General features: G+C 60.9%; 18 protein-coding genes and 1 riboswitch. Of the genes, 7 read left to right on the top strand and 11 right to left on the bottom strand.

Annotation, left to right across the window (positions count from 1 at the left end):
- Nucleotides 1–35 precede the first annotated feature (35 nt).
- From AACY30_RS03730 to cobO, 6 genes are read right to left on the bottom strand one after another with little or no spacing between them, the layout of a single operon-like run.
- Nucleotides 36–1487: a cobyric acid synthase gene (locus AACY30_RS03730; protein ID WP_339416669.1), complete on the bottom strand. Its 1452-nt coding sequence runs from the start codon at nt 1485–1487 to the stop codon at nt 36–38.
- Nucleotides 1484–2473: a threonine-phosphate decarboxylase CobD gene (gene cobD / locus AACY30_RS03725; RefSeq protein ID WP_339493461.1), complete on the bottom strand. Its 990-nt coding sequence runs from the start codon at nt 2471–2473 to the stop codon at nt 1484–1486. Before cobD ends, AACY30_RS03730 begins: the two co-directional genes overlap by 4 nt.
- The gene (cbiB, locus tag AACY30_RS03720; protein WP_339539773.1) at nt 2466–3374 is read right to left on the bottom strand and encodes an adenosylcobinamide-phosphate synthase CbiB; all 909 of its coding nucleotides are present in this window, start codon (nt 3372–3374) and stop codon (nt 2466–2468) included. Before cbiB ends, cobD begins: the two co-directional genes overlap by 8 nt.
- Nucleotides 3371–4021, bottom strand: a complete 651-nt coding sequence (gene bluB / locus AACY30_RS03715) for a 5,6-dimethylbenzimidazole synthase (RefSeq protein ID WP_339416674.1) — start codon at nt 4019–4021, stop codon at nt 3371–3373. Before bluB ends, cbiB begins: the two co-directional genes overlap by 4 nt.
- Complete coding sequence (locus tag AACY30_RS03710) at nt 4018–5421, bottom strand: cobyrinate a,c-diamide synthase (RefSeq protein ID WP_339539771.1); 1404 nt, start codon at nt 5419–5421, stop codon at nt 4018–4020. The genes bluB and AACY30_RS03710 overlap by 4 nt, the downstream gene beginning before the upstream one ends.
- Nucleotides 5418–6029 carry a cob(I)yrinic acid a,c-diamide adenosyltransferase gene (gene cobO / locus AACY30_RS03705; protein WP_339416677.1) on the bottom strand — a complete coding sequence of 204 codons (612 nt, stop codon included), beginning with the start codon at nt 6027–6029 and terminating at the stop codon, nt 5418–5420. The genes AACY30_RS03710 and cobO overlap by 4 nt, the downstream gene beginning before the upstream one ends.
- 79 nt (nt 6030–6108) lie before the next feature.
- Nucleotides 6109–6368: riboswitch (cobalamin riboswitch) on the bottom strand.
- A gap of 98 nt (nt 6369–6466) precedes the next feature.
- Between cobO and AACY30_RS03700 the strand changes: the two genes are divergently transcribed.
- Nucleotides 6467–7780 carry a PQQ-dependent sugar dehydrogenase gene (locus AACY30_RS03700; RefSeq protein ID WP_339468063.1) on the top strand — a complete coding sequence of 438 codons (1314 nt, stop codon included), beginning with the start codon at nt 6467–6469 and terminating at the stop codon, nt 7778–7780.
- Between the two features lie 82 nt (nt 7781–7862).
- On the opposite strand, the gene AACY30_RS03695 is transcribed toward AACY30_RS03700, so the two are convergent.
- The 5 genes from AACY30_RS03695 to AACY30_RS03675 all read right to left on the bottom strand — a co-directional run bounded on the left by AACY30_RS03695 (nt 7863) and on the right by AACY30_RS03675 (nt 12441).
- Nucleotides 7863–8402 (bottom strand): C40 family peptidase, encoded by a 540-nt coding sequence (locus AACY30_RS03695; RefSeq protein ID WP_339468060.1) that lies wholly within the window; start codon nt 8400–8402, stop codon nt 7863–7865.
- Between the two features lie 145 nt (nt 8403–8547).
- Nucleotides 8548–9177 carry a C40 family peptidase gene (locus AACY30_RS03690; RefSeq protein WP_339539769.1) on the bottom strand — a complete coding sequence of 210 codons (630 nt, stop codon included), beginning with the start codon at nt 9175–9177 and terminating at the stop codon, nt 8548–8550.
- 209 nt (nt 9178–9386) lie between these two features.
- Nucleotides 9387–10091 carry a DnaA regulatory inactivator Hda gene (gene hda / locus AACY30_RS03685; protein WP_305433881.1) on the bottom strand — a complete coding sequence of 235 codons (705 nt, stop codon included), beginning with the start codon at nt 10089–10091 and terminating at the stop codon, nt 9387–9389.
- Between the two features lie 203 nt (nt 10092–10294).
- Entirely contained in the window at nt 10295–11368 is a 1074-nt protein-coding gene (locus tag AACY30_RS03680) for an AI-2E family transporter (protein ID WP_339468056.1), read from the bottom strand.
- Between the two features lie 32 nt (nt 11369–11400).
- Nucleotides 11401–12441, bottom strand: a complete 1041-nt coding sequence (locus AACY30_RS03675; protein ID WP_339468054.1) for a DUF2066 domain-containing protein — start codon at nt 12439–12441, stop codon at nt 11401–11403.
- A 355-nt stretch (nt 12442–12796) separates the two neighbouring features.
- Between AACY30_RS03675 and purM the strand changes: the two genes are divergently transcribed.
- The 6 genes from purM to AACY30_RS03645 all read left to right on the top strand — a co-directional run bounded on the left by purM (nt 12797) and on the right by AACY30_RS03645 (nt 19256).
- Entirely contained in the window at nt 12797–13855 is a 1059-nt protein-coding gene (gene purM, locus AACY30_RS03670) for a phosphoribosylformylglycinamidine cyclo-ligase (protein WP_314559612.1), read from the top strand.
- Nucleotides 13855–14505, top strand: a complete 651-nt coding sequence (gene purN / locus AACY30_RS03665; protein ID WP_339468052.1) for a phosphoribosylglycinamide formyltransferase — start codon at nt 13855–13857, stop codon at nt 14503–14505. Before purM ends, purN begins: the two co-directional genes overlap by 1 nt.
- 8 nt (nt 14506–14513) lie before the next feature.
- The gene (locus AACY30_RS03660) at nt 14514–15227 is read left to right on the top strand and encodes a DUF3108 domain-containing protein (RefSeq protein WP_339468050.1); all 714 of its coding nucleotides are present in this window, start codon (nt 14514–14516) and stop codon (nt 15225–15227) included.
- Nucleotides 15228–15557: 330 nt separating this feature from the next.
- Complete coding sequence (locus AACY30_RS03655; protein WP_078738442.1) at nt 15558–15746, top strand: hypothetical protein; 189 nt, start codon at nt 15558–15560, stop codon at nt 15744–15746.
- A 383-nt stretch (nt 15747–16129) separates the two neighbouring features.
- Entirely contained in the window at nt 16130–18055 is a 1926-nt protein-coding gene (locus tag AACY30_RS03650; protein WP_339539766.1) for an IucA/IucC family protein, read from the top strand.
- On the top strand, nt 18045–19256 hold the full coding sequence (locus tag AACY30_RS03645) for an MFS transporter (RefSeq protein WP_339468044.1): 1212 nt from the start codon (nt 18045–18047) through the stop codon (nt 19254–19256). The genes AACY30_RS03650 and AACY30_RS03645 overlap by 11 nt, the downstream gene beginning before the upstream one ends.
- The last annotated feature ends 5 nt before the right edge of the window (nt 19257–19261 follow it).

The raw sequence follows: 19261 nt of genomic DNA, 5'->3' as shown, positions 1-19261 counted from the left end.
AAGCCAGCTCCCACAGGGGGACAGTATGTGCACCATTAAATCCCGCACAGTTTGCGTAACAGCTCGGTGTCCAGGTGGTTCTCCACCAAGTCGGCCAGGCGCTCGATATCGCGCTCGCGCAAGGCGTGGTAGTCGACCTCCTGCACATCCTGCAACCCCGCCCAACGCAGCAGCGCACTGCACGCGGCCGGGGTTTCGAACACGCCATGCAGGTAAGTGCCGATGATCTGCCCGTCCGCACTTTGCGCGCCATCGCTGCGGCCGTCATCGAGAAGCACAGCGGCATTCGATAAAGCCTCGCCGGAAGTCACGCCCGCATGGATCTCATAACCGCTGACGTCGGCATCTTCCAGCAATAGACGCCCGCGTACGTTGCGCAGCTGTTTCTCTTCTTCCAAGGTGGTGCTGAACGCCAATAACCCAAGGCCCTCGCTGGAGCCGGCAAGCCCTTCCAGGCCCAGCGGGTCATGCACCTGCTCGCCGAGCATCTGCAAGCCGCCGCAGATGCCAAGCACTTTGCCGCCGTAGCGCAAGTGCCGCGCCACGGCGCTGTCCCAACCGTTGGCACGCAGATAGGCCAGGTCGCTGCGCACGCTTTTCGAGCCAGGGAGGATAATCAGGTCGCCAGCAGGGATCGGCTGGCCTGGCCCGATGAATTGCAAGTCCACTTGGGGATGCAAACGCAGCGGGTCGAAATCCGTGTGGTTGCTGATGCGCGGCAACACCGGTACCACCACCTTGAGTACCTGCGCAGCCTTATCGATCTGGCGCTGATCGATGCCGTCTTCAGCTTCCAGATGCAGGTCCATCACGTAGGGCAATACGCCCACCACCGGTTTGCCGGTGCGCGCTTCCAGCCAGTCCAGGCCCGGTTGCAACAGCGCAATGTCGCCGCGAAATCGGTTGATGATGAAGCCTTTGACCCGTGCCTGCTCGCTGGGCGAAAGCAGTTCAAGGGTGCCGACCAGATGGGCAAAAACCCCGCCGCGATTGATATCGGCGATCAGCAGCACCGGGCAATCCACTGCTTCGGCAAAGCCCATGTTGGCGATGTCATTGGCGCGCAGGTTGATCTCCGCCGGGGAGCCCGCGCCTTCCACCATCACGACGGGGTAGGCTTGGCTCAACCGTGCGTGGGAGGCCAGCACCGCCTGCATCGCGATGGCTTTGTAGTCGTGATAGGCCACCGCGTTCATGCTGGTAACAGCGCGGCCGTGGATGATCACTTGGGAACCGGTGTCGCTGTTGGGCTTGAGCAGCACCGGGTTCATATCGGTGTGCGGCGCCAAGTTGGCCGCCTGGGCCTGCACCGCTTGCGCACGACCGATCTCGCCGCCCTCGGCCGTCACGGCGCTGTTGAGCGCCATGTTCTGTGGCTTGAACGGCACCACTGGCACACCCTGGCGCACCAACCAGCGACACAGCGCCGTCACCAAGGTGCTTTTGCCGGCGTCGGACGTCGTGCCTTGCACCATCAACGTACTCATGTCGCGTCCTTATAGGCGGCCAGAGCTTCGTCCAGGCGCTGCCAGTCGGCATCGGTATCCGGCAGGCCAAAACGCAAGCTGCTGTTATGGACAAACAGGCGCAGCAGGATGCCGCGCTGGGCCATGAATTCATGCATGCGTTCGGCGTGCGGCGTGATCAGCCACTGGAACAAGGCGCAACCGCCCTGAGGTTGAAAGCCGTGGCGCTCCAGCGTGGTAAACAAGCGCTGGCTCGCCTCGATGCAGCGCGCGCGTTGCCGCGCATGCCCGGCAGTGTCGCGCAGGCAGATTTGGCCCAGCACCCGCGTCGGCCCGCTGACCGCCCAAGGGCCAACCTGCTCGGCCAGCAACTTGAGCAGCTTGCGCTCGGCCAGTACGAAGCCCAGTCGCACACCGGCCAGGCCGAAGAATTTACCGAACGAGCGCAGCACAATCAGGCCGACCTGATGCGCCTGGCCCGCCAGGCTCAATTCCGGGGTCACGTCCATGAACGCCTCGTCCACCACCAACCAGCCGCCGCGCTGGGCCAGCCGCGAGTGCCAGTCCAGCAAGCGTTGCGGGTTCAGGCTCAGGCCGGTGGGGTTGTTGGGATTGACCACCACCAATACGTCAAGGCCATCAAGAAAGAAGTCGACTTCCTGCTCCAGCACTTCGCGCACTACGTAACCGGCGCGGCGCCAGGCTTCGGCGTGTTCGGCATAGCACGGCGACAATACCCCGACTTTGCCGGCGCGACGCAGACGTGGCAGCAACTGAATCGCCGCCTGGGAGCCAGCTACTGGCAACAGATGCGCCGCGCCGTAATACTCGCTGGCGGCCTGCTCCAGGCCGTCATCGGCTTCCGGCAGACGCGCCCAGGCGCGCAGCGGGATCTCGGGGATCGGCCAGGGCCAGGGCGCCAGGCCGCTGGACAGGTCGAGCCAGTCAGCTTCGGCAATTCCGTACTGAATCGCTGCCTTGCGCAGCCGGCCACCGTGCTCAAGCATAAAACTGCCCCCCGACGCATAGGATCAACAGCCACAACCATACGCCGCGCTGCACCAGTTGCCAGCCACGGTCGATGGCGTCCGCATCCGCCGCCGGGCCTTCGCCCAGTGGCGGACGTTGATGCACTTCACCGTGATAGATCGCCGCACCGCCCAGCTCAACGCCGAGCGCGCCGGCACCAGCAGCCATCACCGGGCCGGCGTTGGGGCTGTCCCAGGTCGGGCCTTGGGTGCGCCAGCATTTGAGCGCCAGACGGGTCTTGCCGAGCACGGCATAGGTCAAGGCGACCAGGCGTGCCGGAATGTAGTTCAGCACATCGTCGATTTTTGCCGCAGCCCAACCAAAGCGCTCAAAGCGTTCGTTGCGATAACCCCACATGGCGTCGAGGGTATTGCTCAGGCGATAAAGCACCACGCCCGGCACGCCCGCCACCACGAACCAGAACAACGCGGCGAAGACTGCGTCACTGCCGTTTTCCAGCACCGATTCGGTGGCGGCTCGGGCAACTTCAGTACGGTCCAGTTCGCTGGTCTGGCGGCTGACCAGGTAGCTCACGCGCTTACGCGCTGCCTCCAGGTCATCGCTGCGCAGGGCCTGGGCCACCGGGATCACATGCTCGCCGAGGCTGCGCATGCCGAGGGCGCAATACAGCGCCAGAATCTCCACTACCCAGCCGATATACGGCGCCCACGACAACGCCGTGGCCAGCAGGGTCAGCGGCACTACGGCGATAAACCACGCGGTCACGCCATGGCTGCGCCAGCCACGGCCACCGGTATTGAAACGTTGCTCGATGCGCTCGGCGAAATTGCCGAATGCCACCAGCGGATGCCAGCGCCTGGGTTCGCCCAGCAGCGCATCCAGCGCCACTGCAGCGACGCACAGCAAGGCCACACTCATTGACTCACTCCCCACACATTCTCATACAACATATCACTCAGCGGCCGAGGCTCGGTCCAGCCTTCGAGTTGCAACATCGGTGCCGGGTAGAACTCCGTTACCGGCCCCAGGCACAACACGGCCAGGGGTTTCGCGCCGGGCGGCAAACCGAGCAGATCGGCCAGGGCCTGGGGTTCGAACAACGAGACCCAGCCCATGCCCAGGCCCTCGACACGCGCGGCCAGCCACAGATTCTGAATGGCACAGGACAGCGAGGCCATGTCCATTTCCGGCAAGGTACGACGGCCGAAGATGTGCCGCTCGCGATCATCCATCAGCGCCGCCACCAGCACTTCGGCGCAGTCGTGGATGCCTTCGACCTTGAGCTTCATGAACGCGTCGGAGCGCTCGCCCAGGGCTTCGGCGGTGCGTATGCGCTCCTCTTCTACTAACTGCTGAATCTGCCCACGCAGTTGGCGATCGCTGATGCGGATGAAACGCCAGGGTTGCATCAGACCGACACTGGGGGCCTGGTGCGCGGCCTGGAGCAGACGGTGCAGCAATTGGGGGGCGACAGTGCCGCCACTGAAGTGGCGCATGTCACGGCGTTCGGCGATGGCGCGGTAGACGGCTTGGCGGTCGGCTTCGGGAAAGGCGTTGTCAGTCATGGCCTCATCGCGGGCAAGTCGAATCGTCGCACCGCCCCTCCCACATTTTGATCTGTTGACACTGTCGATGTGGGAGCTGGCTTGCCTGCGATAGCCACATCACGGTCTGGCGCAAACAGTGCGGCTACAGCGGCTGGATTCGACGGGAAATAAAAATGCACGTAAGAAGCCGTCATCCGCCCCTGACGGTAAACCGCCTCGGCACCGCGCCCACCATTGGGGCTCAAACCCCTGGCAATCGGCTGCCAGTCGGTGCTGGTCAGGGAATGGTGATAGGTGTGACCGCGCAGTGTGCCTTCCGGCAACACGACACTTTGCAGCGCCAGGGCCGCCAGTTTCTTTTGCATCACCGCATCGCCCTGCAACAGGCCCACCAGTTCGGCGCGGGTGCCGTCGACATCGGTGAGCGAGTCCAGCAGGTAGAGCATGCCACCGCATTCGGCGAGCAAGGGTTTGCCGGCCGCATGGTGAGCGCGGATCGCGTCGAGCATCGGGGTGTTTTCCGACAGCGCCTGGTGATGCAGCTCCGGGTAACCGCCGGGCAAGTAGAGGCTGTCGGCATCAGGCAATACGCGATCGTGAATGGGCGAGAAAAACTTCAGCTCCGCGCCCATGGCCCGCAACAGGTCAAGGCTTGCGCCGTAGGTAAAGGCGAAGGCTTCGTCGCGGGCCACCGCAATACGCACGCCATTTAGCAGTGGCTCGGCCTCGATCACTTCCGGTGCCGCAAAGGCGACCGGCGGCGGCAAAGCCACTTCGCAACTGCTGCCCAAGGCTTGGGCAGCGGTGTCCAGGCGCACATCAAGGTCATTCAGTTCGCTGGCTTGCACCAGTCCCAGGTGACGGCTAGGCAGCTCTATACCGGTCTCACGGGACAACGCGCCGTACCAGCGCAGGCCTTCGGTGAGGCTGCCTTCCAGCAATTGCGCATGGCGCAGCGTACCAACGCGGTTGGCCAGCACCCCAGCGAACGGCAAGTCCGGCTGATAACGCGCCAGGCCCAATGCCAGGGCGCCGAAAGTCTGGGCCATGGCCGTGCCGTCGATCACGCCCAGTACCGGCACGCCGAAGTGTCGTGCCAGGTCGGCGCTGGACGGTGTGCCGTCAAACAAGCCCATCACGCCTTCGATCAGGATCAGGTCCGCCTCGCCCGCCGCTTCCCACAGCAGGCGACGACTTTCCTGCTCGCCCACCATCCACATGTCCAATTGATACACCGGCGCACCGCTGGCGCGCTCGTGGATCATCGGGTCGAGGAAATCCGGGCCGCATTTGAACACGCGCACCTTGCGACCCAGGTTGCGATGCAATCGCGCCAGCGCGGCGGTGACGGTGGTTTTGCCCTGGCCGGACGCCGGTGCGGCAATCAATACGGCCGGGCAATGACGGGGCTGATTCAAAGTTCGACGCCCTTCTGTGCCTTGATACCGGCCTGGAACGCGTGCTTGAGCATGCCCATTTCGGTGACGGTGTCACCCATTTCGATCAACTCGGGCTTGGCGCCACGGCCGGTGACCACCACGTGCTGCATCGGCGGGCGGGCCTGCAAGTCACTGAGCACCTGGTCCAGTTCGAGGTAGCCGTGCTTGAGGGCGATGTTCAGCTCATCCAGCACGACCATACCGATGCTCGGGTCTTGCAGCAGTTCGCGGGACACCGCCCAGGCGGCTTCGGCCGCCGCGATGTCACGTTGGCGATCCTGGGTTTCCCAGGTGAAGCCTTCGCCCATGATGTGGAAACGTACTTGCTCGGGGAATCGGCGGAAGAACAACTCTTCACCGGTGCTGTAGCGCCCCTTGATGAACTGCACCACACCGCACTGCATACCATGGCCCATGGCCCGGGCTAGCATGCCGAATGCGGAGCTGCTCTTGCCTTTGCCGTTGCCGGTCAATACCAGCAGCAGCCCGCACTCGTTGGGGGAGTTGGCGATGCGTTCGTCGATCACGGCTTTTTTGCGCAGCATGCGCGCCAGGTGACGTTCGTCGCGGTCGGGGGAATCGGTCATGGCAGCTCTCCGTTGGGGCTGGACAAAAACGGCGGGCAGGAAAAAAGAAAAACAGACAGCCAAGCATCGCCCACCGTGATGCTGTTGGATGTACCAGGCCGGTCTCCGGGCTCATGAGTGGCGCTCCTCTCTTGATTGAAAGAGCGAGCAAGCCGACGTTGCGCCTTCCCATATCGCGAGGCGATACAGTGGCAAAAGGCAGCGTCTTGACTCATTTACCGTTGCGGGGGCAGCGCCGGAATCGCGGCAGCACTGTGTACAAGTGCGCTCACTCACCGGCTTCCCTGTTTCACTCGGTCGACCCATAGGTCACAGAGCACCTGGAACAAGCCGCGAAGGTTAGTGGGTTGGGGGTGGAGCGTCAATGAAAGCTGACCTTGCACTTGAACCATCGCACCGCCGTTCGCCTCTACCCTTACAGGTATAAGGAGAACACCATGCATAAAACAAGACTTGCCCTACTCATCCTGGTCGCCGGCAGCCTCGCCGCCTGCGGTGAAAGCTCCACCCTCCAGGTCGCTGACGGTACCGGGCCTTCGCCCAAGTTGCCGGAACCGAACAAAACCCTGATCCCCACCGTCAATATCGCCCCCGCCATCGGTTGGCCCGAGGGCGTGAAGCCAACGGCCGCCGCCGGCACCCAGGTTGCGGCGTTTGCCGAAGGCCTGGACCATCCGCGCTGGTTGTATGTGTTACCTAATGGCGACGTACTGGTGGCGGAAACCAACGCGCCGCCCAAGCCGGATGATTCCAAGGGCATTCGTGGCTGGGTCATGGAGAAAGTCATGGGCCGCGCTGGCGCCGGGGTGCCGAGCCCGAATCGCATCACGCTACTGCGTGACGCCGACCACGATGGTGTCGCGGAGACGCGCACGGTGTTCTTGGAAAATCTCAATTCGCCGTTTGGCATGACACTGGTCGGCAACGACCTGTACGTTGCTGACTCGGACAAGCTGCTGCGCTTCCCCTATCAACCGGGTGACACCGCGATCAAGCAAGCCGGTACCAAAGTCGTCGACCTGCCGGGCGGGCCTTTGAATCACCACTGGACGAAAAACGTGGTGGCCAGCAAGGACGGCACCCAGCTGTATGTGAGCGTGGGCTCCAACAGCAACGTCGGTGAAAACGGCCTACAAGCGGAAGAAGGCCGGGCGGCAATCTGGGAAGTCGACCGCGCCAGCGGCGAGCACCGCATCTTCGCCTCTGGCCTGCGCAACCCGAACGGTATGGCGTGGGAGCCGCAGAGCGGCAAGCTGTGGACGGCGGTCAACGAGCGTGACGAAATCGGCAGCGATCTGGTGCCGGACTACATCACCTCGGTAAAGGATGGCGGCTTCTATGGCTGGCCGTTCAGTTATTACGGGCAGCACGTCGATGTGCGGGTCACACCGCAGAATCTGGACCTGGTGGCCAAGGCGATTGCGCCGGACTACGCGGTAGGCCCACACACCGCATCCTTGGGACTGACATTCGCCGAGGGCAGCAAACTCCCGGCGCAATTCAGCAACGGCGCGTTTATCGGCCAGCATGGTTCGTGGAACCGCAAGCCGCACAGTGGCTACAAGGTGATCTTCGTGCCGTTCGAAGGCGGGCAGCCTAAAGGGCAGCCGGTGGACGTGCTGACCGGGTTCCTCGATAAGGACGAGAACGCCATGGGCCGCCCAGTGGGCGTGGTGATTGATCAGCAGGGGGATTTGCTGGTCGCGGATGATGTAGGGAATAAGGTGTGGCGGGTGTCGGCCGCTAGATAGCGGAGCAGCAAGCCTCAAGCTTGAAGCTGCAAGGTGGCGCTGCGCCGTCTTGCAGCTTGCAACTTGAAGCTTATCGCTGCTTTCAGGGATTCCGCGCCAGATTCGCCGGCAACACACGCTTTGCGCTCAAGTAAGCATTCTGCCAATACGTCTTGGACAAAGTATCCAACTTCACCGTACCACCGGTCTGCGGCGCGTGTACAAAGCGCCCTTCCCCCACGTAGATCCCGGCGTGGCTGACCTGTGAACCACCACCGGTGGCGAAGAACAGCAGGTCGCCGGTCTGCAGGTTCTGCTCGCTGACGTCCTGGGCGCGCATCACGATCAGTTCACGGGTAGTACGCGGTAGCGAGATGCCGGCAGCGTCGCGAAACACAAAACCAATCAAACCGCTGCAATCAAACCCGGAGTCCGGCGTGTTGCCGCCCCAACGATAAGGCGTGCCGACCAGGCCCAGCGCGCGGAAGAGCACATCTTCAGCTACAGGCGAGAAATTCTGGGTGGAATAGTTGAACACCGGCTTAGGCTTCACCGCGACAGGCGCGGGCGGCGGTGGGCGGCTTGCACAGGCGCTGAGCAGCGCGGCGCAAACAATAAGAATCAGGCGGGCCGAGGTCGACATGTGCAGAACAATCCTGGTCTGGATGCGGCTTTTCGCTGCCGAACGCTGAAAACCAGAACGCGCAAGCAAAGCTCGCGCGAACGGATTACAACAATGTCCAGAGATTCTAGCGCTTACACGTCAAACTTCAAGTATCACTTTAAGTTTACTTGCTAGCGGTAACCGTAGTCGGGGCCATGGCGAGTGCGCGCTTGGCTTCGATGAAGGTTTTGCTCCAGTAGCTGTCACCCAGGTTGTCGACTCGAACACCGCCACTGCGACGGCTGCTGGAGTGGATAAACTGGTTATCGCCCAAGTAGATACCAGCATGGCTGACGCGACCACGACCAGCCGTACTAAAGAACAGCAGATCACCGGGCTTGAGGTTGTTGCGCGAGACCAACGGTGCATTCACTTTGATCATTTCGCGAGTGGAGCGTGGCAGGTTCATGCCCGCCTCTTCACGAAACAGGTAGCCGATGAAACCGCTGCAGTCAAAACCGGCTTCGGAGGTACCGCCGAAACGGTAACGGGTACCGATCAGGGACATGCCGCGTTCGAGGATGCTGTCGGCGAGAACGGGAAGCTGGTAAGGCTTGCTGCCGGAGAAATCGGCCAGTTCTTTTTCAGTTGCCAGCTCTTCTTCGTAAACAGAAGCAGACTGTGCAGCAACAAATTTGGCCTGGTTTTGAACCTGTGGTTTTTGCTGTTCTGCCACCTGTTGAGGGTGGGAGGCGCAACCAAACAACAGGGTAACGAGTGCGAGAGGCACGAGGGGTGCGAAGCGATTTAGCATGGGCACGACCGTGGCTGGTATGTAAAGAAGCCGAGACTATGCCTTCTATGACATCGATTTGCAAATTCAATCGTGGTCTATGTGACTTCCCGATTGGACGATGCCATCTAAGCCGTCATTCCATTTATCGGTTCAAATGCGTGGCCAATTCGGCTCAAACGCAGGTTTTTTGGCGCCTGAAAATTGCCGACCCCCTTTAATTCAATGGGTTACCAGCCCAACGTTTCTTTCAGGAAAGGGATCGTCAATTTTCGTTGAGCCTGCAAGGAAGCCTGATCGAGCTGCTCGAGCAACTCGAATAAAGCGCTCATGCTGCGCGTGCCACGGGTGAGGATGAAATGCCCCACCTCGTCGGTGAGATGCAGGCCGCGACGCGATGCGCGCAATTGCAAGGCGCGCAGTTTGTCCTCGTCGGACAGCGGGCGCATCTGGAAGATCAGCGCCAGGGTCAGACGCGACTTGAGGTCAGCCAGCTTGATCGGAAGTTCACGTGGGGAAGTCGAGGCGGCAATCAATAAACGCCGACCACTGTCACGCAGGCGGTTGAACAGGTGAAACAGCGCCTCTTCCCAGTCCGCCTTGCCGGCGATCGCTTGCAGATCGTCCAGGCACACCAGCTCGTATTGCTCGAGGTGGTCGAAGATGCCGATACCACGGTCCATCAACTCAGCCAGGGGCAGGTAAACCGCTGGCTCGCCCATCTGCTCGAAACGCAGGCACGCGGCCTGCAACAGGTGAGTACGCCCTACGCCGTGCTTGCCCCACAGATAGATCAGGCTTTCGGTCCACCCGGCGTCGGCTTCGCAGAGCCGCTCGACATAGCCGAGTGCAGCGGCATTGGCGCCTGGGTAGTAGTTGATAAAGGTGGCGTCATCACGCAGACGCACACCCAAGGGCAGCTGAATCGGTTTCATGCTGACTGAACGGCTCCAAACGAACCGTTAGTGGCCTCTGTGAAAAGTTTGCAAAGTTTATACCCGTGACGCCGGGCGCACAATGCAGCAGACCACAAGCAAAATCAAAGGTTTGCGTTAACTTGTTGGATTTGCGCAGATTGTTTGGCGCTGCTGCTCCAGAAACAACAAACCCGGCCAAGACCGGGTTTGTTACGAAGCGGTTACAGTTCGGGGTCTACAACGCCGGTGTACACATCCGACTCTTTGTACAGGTCGTGCATATGGCGCACCAGCACCATGATCACTGCCGCCACCGGCAGTGCCATCAGGATGCCGGTAAACCCGAACAGCTCACCGCCCGCCAGGATCGCAAAGATCACCGCCACCGGGTGCAGACCGATCCGGTCGCCCACCAGCAACGGAGTGAGCACCATGCCTTCCAGCGCCTGGCCGACCATGAACACCGCGACAATCCCCAGCATCGGGTACAGGTCGCCGCCAAACTGAAACAGCCCGGCCACCAGCGCCGCGCCGATACCGATCACAAAGCCCATGTACGGCACGATAGCGGCCAGGCCGGCGATCAGGCCGATCAACAGGCCCAGCTCCAGACCGATCGCCATCAAGCCGCCGGCGTAGATGATGCCCAGCGCCAGCATCACCAGCAGTTGGCCACGCACAAACGCGCCCAACACCTCATGGCACTCGCCTGCCAGGGAAACAATGCGCTCCTCACGATCGCGCGGCAGCAGGCTGCGGATCTTGGCCATCATAATGTCCCAGTCGCGCAGCAGGTAGAACGCCACCACCGGGATCAGCACCAGATTGGTCAACCAACCAATCAGCGCCAGGCTGGATGCAGTTGCCTGGCTGAGGATGACACCGACGATATCGGTGGTCTGGCCCATGTGTTCGCTGATGGCCGCCTTGATCTTGTCGAACTTCCAGAAGCCGTCCGACAGCCCAAGCTTGGCCTGGGCCCACGGCACCGCCGTGTGCTGCAGCCAATCGAGCATCTGCGGCGCCAGTTCATACAAGCGATACAGCTGCTTGGCCAGCATTGGCAACAACACCAACACCAATGCCGTGATGATCAAGGTAAACAGCGCAAACACTGCCACTACCCCCAAGGTACGCGACAAGCCAGCCTTTTCCAGACGATCCACCATGGGATCGAACAGGTACGCGAGCAGCAACGCAACCAGGAACGGCGTCAGGATCGAATGCAGCAGAAACACAAATACACACAGCAGGACAATCCCGCCAAGCCACACCCAACGACGCGTATCCGCCATAAACCACTCCATCTATATAAAGAAGAAAACTACTACCAACGAAAACGCAGTTGCGCTTGAGGCTCAGGTGCAGCAACAGGTTGAGTGCTATCTGCCACAGGCTGCTGGACCGGTGCTCCACTGGCAGGGATCTCCTGCAATTTAGCCAGGCTCAACTGGGTACGTAACTGATCGGCACTGCCGTTGACGCGGTACACGATGCGATCGCCATCCACCCGTTGGGGCTGGCCACCAAAGGGCTCAAGCAGATGACCCAGCGCGGCGTAACGCTCAAGGGTCATGCCTTGCACTTCCAGCAATTGCTCGGTGCTCACGCCAGGCTTGACCGCAAAACGCGGCGCCAATTTCTGGCTGACCGCCAGCATCACCGCATCGGCCACGGCAGCCGTGTCGGCACCTTGCGCCGTGCCCTGTTCGCTGTTGTCGCCCAACCACAGGCGCCATTTGGCCTGCCATTGGCTGCCTTCCTGACGCGCATGCACGGCCAGCAGGGCGTCGGCGCCGTAACGTTCGGAGGCGGCGCGCAACGGTGTGGCATCGGCACTTTCCAAGTTCGGCACGGTGGCGACCACCTGCTCATCCAGGTCACCCAGCGGTAGACGCAACGGCAGGCCCCGGTGTTGCGCAGCGCGGCGCAGCGCCTGTGCGACGGTCTGGCCATCGCCTACCAGGCTGCTGCCTCCAGTAGAATCGTTCAACCACCAACCGAGGATCGAGGGGCGATTGCTGCCCCAAATCGACAGGCCCGCATCGCGCAAGGCGCGGTCAGTACTGACCGGATCAAAATCCACTTGCAGGCTTTCCGGCGGGCCAGCGTCGTACCCATATTGCGTGATGATTTGTTGCGGATCCTTGCGAATCGCCGCCAGGCCCGGGCCTTCGGCGGCTTTGGCGTCACCGGTCAGGCGGATCACCATGGTTTGCACGGCACGCTGGGTAGCCTGGTCGCGCTCTTGCGGGGACTGGCTGCTGACGGGCTCAAGTACTTGATAAAGGCCATTGAGTGTTTCGGCATGACTCGCCAGGCTGACCAACGACAAGCAGCCTACAAAGAAGAAGTTACACAGACGCATGGAAGATTCCCGAACGACAAATTTAGCGGCTGCAAAAGACCGCGTGAACTCGGTTTGGCAAGGCTGTGACCACAGCCACCGGTAAAACATTCACAGGGTCATTGCAGTTTTTGTACTGTCATAACGATAGCGGGTTAAAGGCTATACCTTAATACGTACCGAAGCAGAGCCGATTAGCATTTTTTTAACCTGCTTTTTTGACCTATATGGCCCTGCCCGTCGGCCCGAGGATGGCCGCTGCCCCTCAAGCCTGATAAAATCGCGCGCCTTCGCAGACCGTCAACGGCTGGGCCTTTTACCAAAAGCGCCTGCCCGCTCGGTCGTTACCCCTGAATCCCCCCTAAAGGCCTGGATCATGAGCAAGCAACCCTCCCTGAGCTACAAGGACGCCGGTGTAGACATCGACGCCGGTGAAGCATTGGTCGAACGCATCAAGAGCGTCGCCAAGCGCACTGCGCGCCCCGAAGTCATGGGCGGCCTGGGCGGTTTTGGCGCCCTCTGCGAAATCCCGGCCGGCTACAAGCAGCCTGTACTGGTTTCCGGCACCGACGGCGTGGGCACCAAGCTGCGCCTGGCGCTGAACCTGAACAAGCACGACAGCATCGGCATCGACCTGGTTGCCATGTGCGTCAACGACCTGGTGGTGTGCGGCGCTGAGCCCTTGTTCTTCCTGGATTACTACGCGACCGGCAAGCTCAATGTCGAAACCGCGACCCAGGTGGTGACCGGCATCGGCGCTGGTTGCGAACTGTCGGGCTGCTCTCTGGTTGGCGGCGAAACCGCTGAGATGCCAGGCATGTACGAAGGCGAAGACTACGACCTGGCCGGCTTCTGCGTCGGCGTTGTAGAAAAAGCCGAAATCATCGACGGCTCCAAAGTGGCTGCCGGTGATGCCCTGCTGGCCCTGCCATCCTCCGGCCCGCACTCCAACGGCTACTCGCTGATCCGCAAGATCATCGAAGTGTCCGGCGCCGACATCGAGAACATCCAGCTCGACGGCAAGCCGCTGACCGACCTGCTGATGGCCCCTACGCGCATCTACGTCAAGCCACTGCTCAAGCTGATCAAGGACACTGGCGCAGTCAAAGCCATGGCCCACATCACTGGCGGCGGTTTGCTGGACAACATCCCGCGCGTCCTGCCAAAAGGCGCCCAGGCGATCGTCGACGTGGCCAGCTGGCAGCGTCCTGCGGTCTTCGACTGGCTGCAAGAGAAAGGCAACGTCGATGAAACCGAAATGCACCGCGTGCTGAACTGCGGCGTGGGCATGGTTATTTGCGTGGCTCAAGAGCACGTTGAAAGCGCGCTGAACGTGCTGCGTGAAGCCGGCGAGCAGCCTTGGGTTATCGGCCAGATCGCCACCGCCCCAGAAGGCGCGGCACAGGTTGAACTGAAGAACCTCAAGGCTCACTGATGCCTCAGACCTGTGATGTCGTGGTGCTGCTTTCCGGCACCGGCAGTAACTTGCAGGCCCTGATCGACAGCACGCGCACCGGCGACAGCCCGGTGCGCATCGCTGCGGTGATCTCCAACCGCAGCGACGCCTATGGCCTGCAACGCGCCAGGGACGCGGGTATCGACACCCGCGCCTTGGATCACAAGGCTTTCGAAGGTCGCGAGGCCTTTGATAGCGCCTTGATCGAACTGATTGACGCCTTCAACCCCAAACTCGTGGTACTGGCCGGCTTCATGCGCATCCTCAGCGCTGATTTCGTAAGGCATTACGAAGGGCGGCTGCTGAATATCCACCCTTCCCTGCTGCCCAAGTACAAAGGCATGCACACGCACCAGCGTGCGCTCGATGCCGGCGACAGCGAGCATGGCTGCAGCGTGCACTTCGTCACCGAGGAACTCGATGGCGGGCCTCTGGTCGTACAGGCAGTGGTTCCGGTAGAGTCTGACGACTCGGCGCAGAGCCTTGCGCAACGGGTTCACACCCAGGAACACAGGATTTACCCACTGGCCGTTCGCTGGTTTGCCGAAGGTCGGTTGATTCTTGGCGACCAGGGTGCATTATTGGACGGTCAGTTACTCGCGGCCAGCGGCCACTTGATTCGAACCTAGGAGATTTTATGCGTCGCGCCTTGCTCTTCGCTTTTGCGCTGTTCGCCTTGCCTGCCGTGCAAGCAGCAGACCTTCACCCCTTCTCCGCCAGCTACACCGCTGACTGGAAACAGTTGCCCATGAGTGGTTCGGCAGAACGCAGCCTGACCAAGAACAGCGACGGCACCTGGACCTTGAACTTCAAGGCTTCCATGATGATCGCCAGCCTGACCGAAACCAGTGTGATCGTGTTCGACAAGGACACCCTGCAACCGAAGAGCTACACCTTCGAACGCGGCGGCCTGGGTAAGGCGAAGAAGATCAATCTGGATTTCGACCAATCCGCCAAGAAAGTTACCGGTTTTGAAAACAAAGACCCGGTCAACGTCACCCTTGAAAGTGGCATGCTCGACAAGTCGACTTACCAGCTCGCCCTCCAGCGTGACGTGGCTGCCGGCAAGAAAAGCATGAGCTACCGTGTGGTCGAAGGCACGGACGTCGATACCTATGACTTCCGCGTCATCGGCCCTGAAAAGGTCCAGACCAAGGTAGGCGCCATCGACGCGATCAAGGTCGAGCGTGTGCGCGACCCGTCGCAGAGCAAGCGCATCACCCAGATGTGGTTTGCCAAGGACCAGGGCGGCATCCTGGTTGCCCTGCGCCAGGTTGAGACCGACGGCAAGGAATACAACATCATGCTGCAGGACGGTACCGTTGACGGTAAGGCTGTCAAAGGTAGCTGATAGGCTGATGAGCTGAAAAAGTAGCCTCGCTGAATGCGGGGCTTTTTTTCGCCTGCAGGTTTTGGGGTGGACGTTCTACCGCTATCGCTGGCTTGCTCGCGAAGGTGGCGGAGGATCAACACAAGAGAAACGCCCCCTCAAACATGAAACCTTTGTCATAAAACTCAGGCACCTGCGACGCAATGTCACGGTTTACGGGGCCTGTAGCAATGTTGCGTTTTGTGCACTGAATTGTTGCGGGCAAAACCGGTTTACTTAGCAAGCTAACAAAACATATAAAAGAGGCCTGCGACGACTTGCCGCAGATCAACCAGAGATTGGAGCAAGCAGATGACTGTAAAAGTAACTGAACGCGACGATGCACACATGTCTCATGAAGCACTGGGTCATGGGATTCACATCTGGGATGTCCATCAACAAGACCAACTGGTCGGCATGTTCCACAACGAGAACGAAGCCCACAATTATAAAAACGAGCTCGAAACTCTTGAGATGAAACGCCAGGCACAAAGCTCCTGAAACGCTGATATCACGTAGACGCCCGGCCCCACGCAGCCGGGCCGCCTCCACAAAAAAACCGCCCAATGCGCGGTTTTTTTGCGTTTTAGAAGCCGCTATGTCCCTACACGACTGTGCAATCGTACAAAAGCAGACACAGATTACACAGTCACAGTCCGGGTACTGCACGCCATTCCAAGCCCCCCTGAACTGGCCTGTTCAAGACGCCTCCAGGCCATGTCACAGCCTATCCCTGACCGCAGTATTTGCCGGCAAGTCACGCCCTCCGACCGCTTGAATAAACGGTTGCGAAAAAAGCGTAACAAAAAATAGACATTTGTTAATAGTTCTCGATACCATTCGCACGCTTTTCACCCAGGACCGCGGATAAGGAATTCGACTTGATGCATGACCACAACAGCACGCCGGAAAAATTACTGCTTGAGCGCTGGGGTGAAGCACTGGCCACGCCGCAATTCCTCGCCAATCACATCAGCCTTGATGCACTGATCAACACGCTGGCGCCCGCCGCCGAACGCAGTTTCCAACGTCTGATCCAGGCACTGTTTCGTGAAGGCCTGCTGGACCCCAACACTCGCACCTATGACGAACGCGGCCACTGCTGGCTGGCACTGCCTGACCAAACCCGCCTGCGCTTCGATCACCTGCGCCCCGGCCGTATGGGCAGCTGGGACCTGCGTGGCCAGGTCACGCTGTTACGTAATGACCAGACCGAGCAGATCATTCAATTCCCGTCGCAATTACTGACGCTGCTTAACAACAGCCTCGAATCATCGGCCGACCTGAACGTCTTGAGCCGTCTTAACACCGAAATCGATGACAGCTTTGTCAACGACACGCTATGCCTTGCCTTTCACGCGCAGTGGACACTCAAGCTGCACGCAGCAATGGACCCGGCCCATCAGCACAATCTGCTCAGCCACCTCAAGAACGATGCGAGTGTGACCAACGCTACGTCCGTGCTTGAACAATGGGGCACGCTGGGCCACCCATGGCACCCCAACTACAAGACCAAGTTGGGCTTGGCTACCGACCAAGTGATTGATTTCTCACCGGAGTTCGAAGCGCGCTTCCCGGTATTCCTTTGCGCGCTCCACCGCCAATATGCGCATGTCGAAGTATTGGCCGATACCGTAGATTACTGGCAGTGGTGGCAACAGCACTTTCCACAGGCAGCCCGGCAGTTGACCGCAGCGCTTGCAGCGCAGGGGCTTGAGGCGGCTGAGTACCTGCCGCTGCCTGCTCACCCTTGGCAGGCGCGCCAGGAGCTACCGCAACTGTTCGCCAACGAAATCGGTGACAAGCTGCTGGTGCTGACCGATATCGTCGCGTTTACCGCCCACCCGACCATGTCGTTCAGGACCGTGCTGCCTGAAGGCAGCCGCGACGCGCCGATGGTCAAACTCCCGGTCTCACTCCGGCTGACCAGTGTGCAACGAACTGTTTCGCCACGCTCGGCGCGCATGGGCCCGCGAATCAGCCAGTTGCTGCTGGCGATCCTTGAGCGCGAGCCCGCAATTCAGCGAATCCTGCGCATCGTCCCCGAGCGGATCGGCGTGCATTTCAAACCCCAACCGGCCAATGATGAGCACTCCCGTCACCTCGCCGTTCTCTACCGCGACAACCCGCAGAGCCTGCTCCAACCGGGCGAAATGGCCGTGCCGGTGGGCAGCCTGTTTGCCATCGACCAGCACGGCCAGCCGCTGCTGAGGCAATGGGTACGCCTGAGCAAAGGCCTGGACGACGCCGATGCCATGCTTGCGTTCTTTCGCGACTATGCCGCGATCGCCGTACCGGCACTGTTGGGCATGTACCTGCGCTATGGCGTTGCCTTCGAGGCCCACCAGCAGAACGCCTTCATGGTCATGGCCGCAGACGGCCAATTGAACCGCCTGTTGTTGCGTGACTTCGGTGATATTCGAATCGACCGCAAGACCTTGCACGCCCACGGTTTGGATATCGAACTGCACGACCCCAGGATGACGCTGTATGACGACGCGGGCTTTGTACGTGACAAGCTGCTGCACACGGTATTCATGTGCCACCTGGGCGAACTGGTATTGCTCAGTGCCCGCCACTTCGATATCCCCCAGGCGTTACTTTGGAATGAACTGTCGGCCCAAGTCAGCCAGTGTTTCGACGACTTGCGCAGCCAGGTCGAACCACAGCGCTGGGCAACCGAGCGCGAAGCCCTGATGGAGCAGGACTGGCCGGCCAAGTCGTTCATGCGCATGCGCCTGCTGGAAAGCCATGCCGACATCGTCGGGCGGCTGCCCAACCCGCTGAGTGCCGCCGCCAATGGCAGCTAACCACACCGCGCTGCGGCTGCTGGTGGTGATTCAACTGGTGTCGATGGGGGCCATGGAAATGAGCGGCCCCTTCTGGCCCTTGCAGATCCAAAAGCTGCTCGGCGTGGCCAATGCCCAGTACACCGGCCTGCTGTCTTCGCTGGTGTATGCCGGGCCGATGATGGCGGCGATGATCCTGACGCCAATGTGGGGGCGCCTGGGTGACCGTACCGGCCACAAGCCGATGATCATTCGGGCGCTGCTGGCGCTGGCGGTGTGCCAGGCGTTGGCCGCTATCACCTTCGATCCGTGGCTGCTGGTGGCGATCAGGGTGGCGCAAGGCGCGTTGGCCGGCTTTATCGCAGCGGCCCAAGCCTACGCACTGGCCTACTGTGGTGATGGCGGGCGCGGGCACATTCTTGCGCGACTGCAATCGGCAACCGCAGTGGGGTCACTGGCTGGGCCGGTGCTGGGCGGCTGGCTGATGGATATCTCGGGCTTCGCACTGCTGTGCTACAGCGCCACCGCCGTCTGCCTGATCTGTGCAGTGATCAGCGTGTTCCTGCCCAGCGATGCGCCGCGCTCGCGGCCAACGCGCACGTCCGCACCCGCCGCACTGCCCAAAGGCTGGCTCGGCGCAATGCTGGGGATCATCGTATTGATTCAGGCTGCCAAGATGATGCCTCAGCCGTTTTACGCCCTCTACGTCGCCGACGTTTTACACGCACCCGCATGGTTGATCGGCGCCAGCTATGCCGCCAGCGCCCTCACGCTGGCACTGTCCGCCCCGCTTTGGGGGCGGCTGTTTGACCGACATCAACCCGCACACACGCTGCGCATTATCGAATGGGTCACGTGGTCCTGCGCCTTGACGCTTGCCTTCACGGCGATGGCCAACGAATGGCTGGGCTTCCTCGCCAGCCGGTTGCTGTGGGGCGTATGGCAAGGCGCGTTGCTGCCCGTCGCCTACACGTTGATCGCCAATACCGTTGCGCCCAGCCAACAGGGTTTTGCTCTGGGCATGGGCAATAGCGCCGCCAAAGCCGGCGCGCTGTGCGGCGCCTTGATGGGCGGCATCGGCATGGCGATGGTGGGCTTGGCGCACAGCTTTTGGCTGGTCGCGCTCACTTATGCCTTGGCCGCCCTGGGTGTTCGCGCAATCCGTTCGCTCACCCGAACACCCGATTCATCCGGTTTTTCTGTCAATACTTCTAATAACTGAAAGGC

Origin of the sequence: Pseudomonas sp. RA_5y_Pfl1_P24 (assembly GCF_963970945.1) — a bacterium.
GTDB lineage: Bacteria > Pseudomonadota > Gammaproteobacteria > Pseudomonadales > Pseudomonadaceae > Aquipseudomonas > Aquipseudomonas tritici.
This window is presented reverse-complemented; position numbering and strand designations above follow the sequence as displayed.

What these genes read in the sequence shown, in the direction of transcription:
- AACY30_RS03730 (WP_339416669.1), bottom strand. Translation starts at nt 1,487, where the DNA reads ATGAGTACGTTGATGGTGCAAGGCACGACGTCCGACGCCGGCAAAAGC.
- cobD (WP_339493461.1), bottom strand. Translation starts at nt 2,473, where the DNA reads ATGCTTGAGCACGGTGGCCGGCTGCGCAAGGCAGCGATTCAGTACGGA.
- cbiB (WP_339539773.1), bottom strand. Translation starts at nt 3,374, where the DNA reads ATGAGTGTGGCCTTGCTGTGCGTCGCTGCAGTGGCGCTGGATGCGCTG.
- bluB (WP_339416674.1), bottom strand. Translation starts at nt 4,021, where the DNA reads ATGACTGACAACGCCTTTCCCGAAGCCGACCGCCAAGCCGTCTACCGC.
- cobO (WP_339416677.1), bottom strand. Translation starts at nt 6,029, where the DNA reads ATGACCGATTCCCCCGACCGCGACGAACGTCACCTGGCGCGCATGCTG.
- AACY30_RS03700 (WP_339468063.1), top strand. Translation starts at nt 6,467, where the DNA reads ATGCATAAAACAAGACTTGCCCTACTCATCCTGGTCGCCGGCAGCCTC.
- AACY30_RS03695 (WP_339468060.1), bottom strand. Translation starts at nt 8,402, where the DNA reads ATGTCGACCTCGGCCCGCCTGATTCTTATTGTTTGCGCCGCGCTGCTC.
- AACY30_RS03690 (WP_339539769.1), bottom strand. Translation starts at nt 9,177, where the DNA reads ATGCTAAATCGCTTCGCACCCCTCGTGCCTCTCGCACTCGTTACCCTG.
- hda (WP_305433881.1), bottom strand. Translation starts at nt 10,091, where the DNA reads ATGAAACCGATTCAGCTGCCCTTGGGTGTGCGTCTGCGTGATGACGCC.
- AACY30_RS03680 (WP_339468056.1), bottom strand. Translation starts at nt 11,368, where the DNA reads ATGGCGGATACGCGTCGTTGGGTGTGGCTTGGCGGGATTGTCCTGCTG.
- AACY30_RS03675 (WP_339468054.1), bottom strand. Translation starts at nt 12,441, where the DNA reads ATGCGTCTGTGTAACTTCTTCTTTGTAGGCTGCTTGTCGTTGGTCAGC.
- purM (WP_314559612.1), top strand. Translation starts at nt 12,797, where the DNA reads ATGAGCAAGCAACCCTCCCTGAGCTACAAGGACGCCGGTGTAGACATC.
- purN (WP_339468052.1), top strand. Translation starts at nt 13,855, where the DNA reads ATGCCTCAGACCTGTGATGTCGTGGTGCTGCTTTCCGGCACCGGCAGT.
- AACY30_RS03660 (WP_339468050.1), top strand. Translation starts at nt 14,514, where the DNA reads ATGCGTCGCGCCTTGCTCTTCGCTTTTGCGCTGTTCGCCTTGCCTGCC.
- AACY30_RS03655 (WP_078738442.1), top strand. Translation starts at nt 15,558, where the DNA reads ATGACTGTAAAAGTAACTGAACGCGACGATGCACACATGTCTCATGAA.
- AACY30_RS03650 (WP_339539766.1), top strand. Translation starts at nt 16,130, where the DNA reads ATGCATGACCACAACAGCACGCCGGAAAAATTACTGCTTGAGCGCTGG.
- AACY30_RS03645 (WP_339468044.1), top strand. Translation starts at nt 18,045, where the DNA reads ATGGCAGCTAACCACACCGCGCTGCGGCTGCTGGTGGTGATTCAACTG.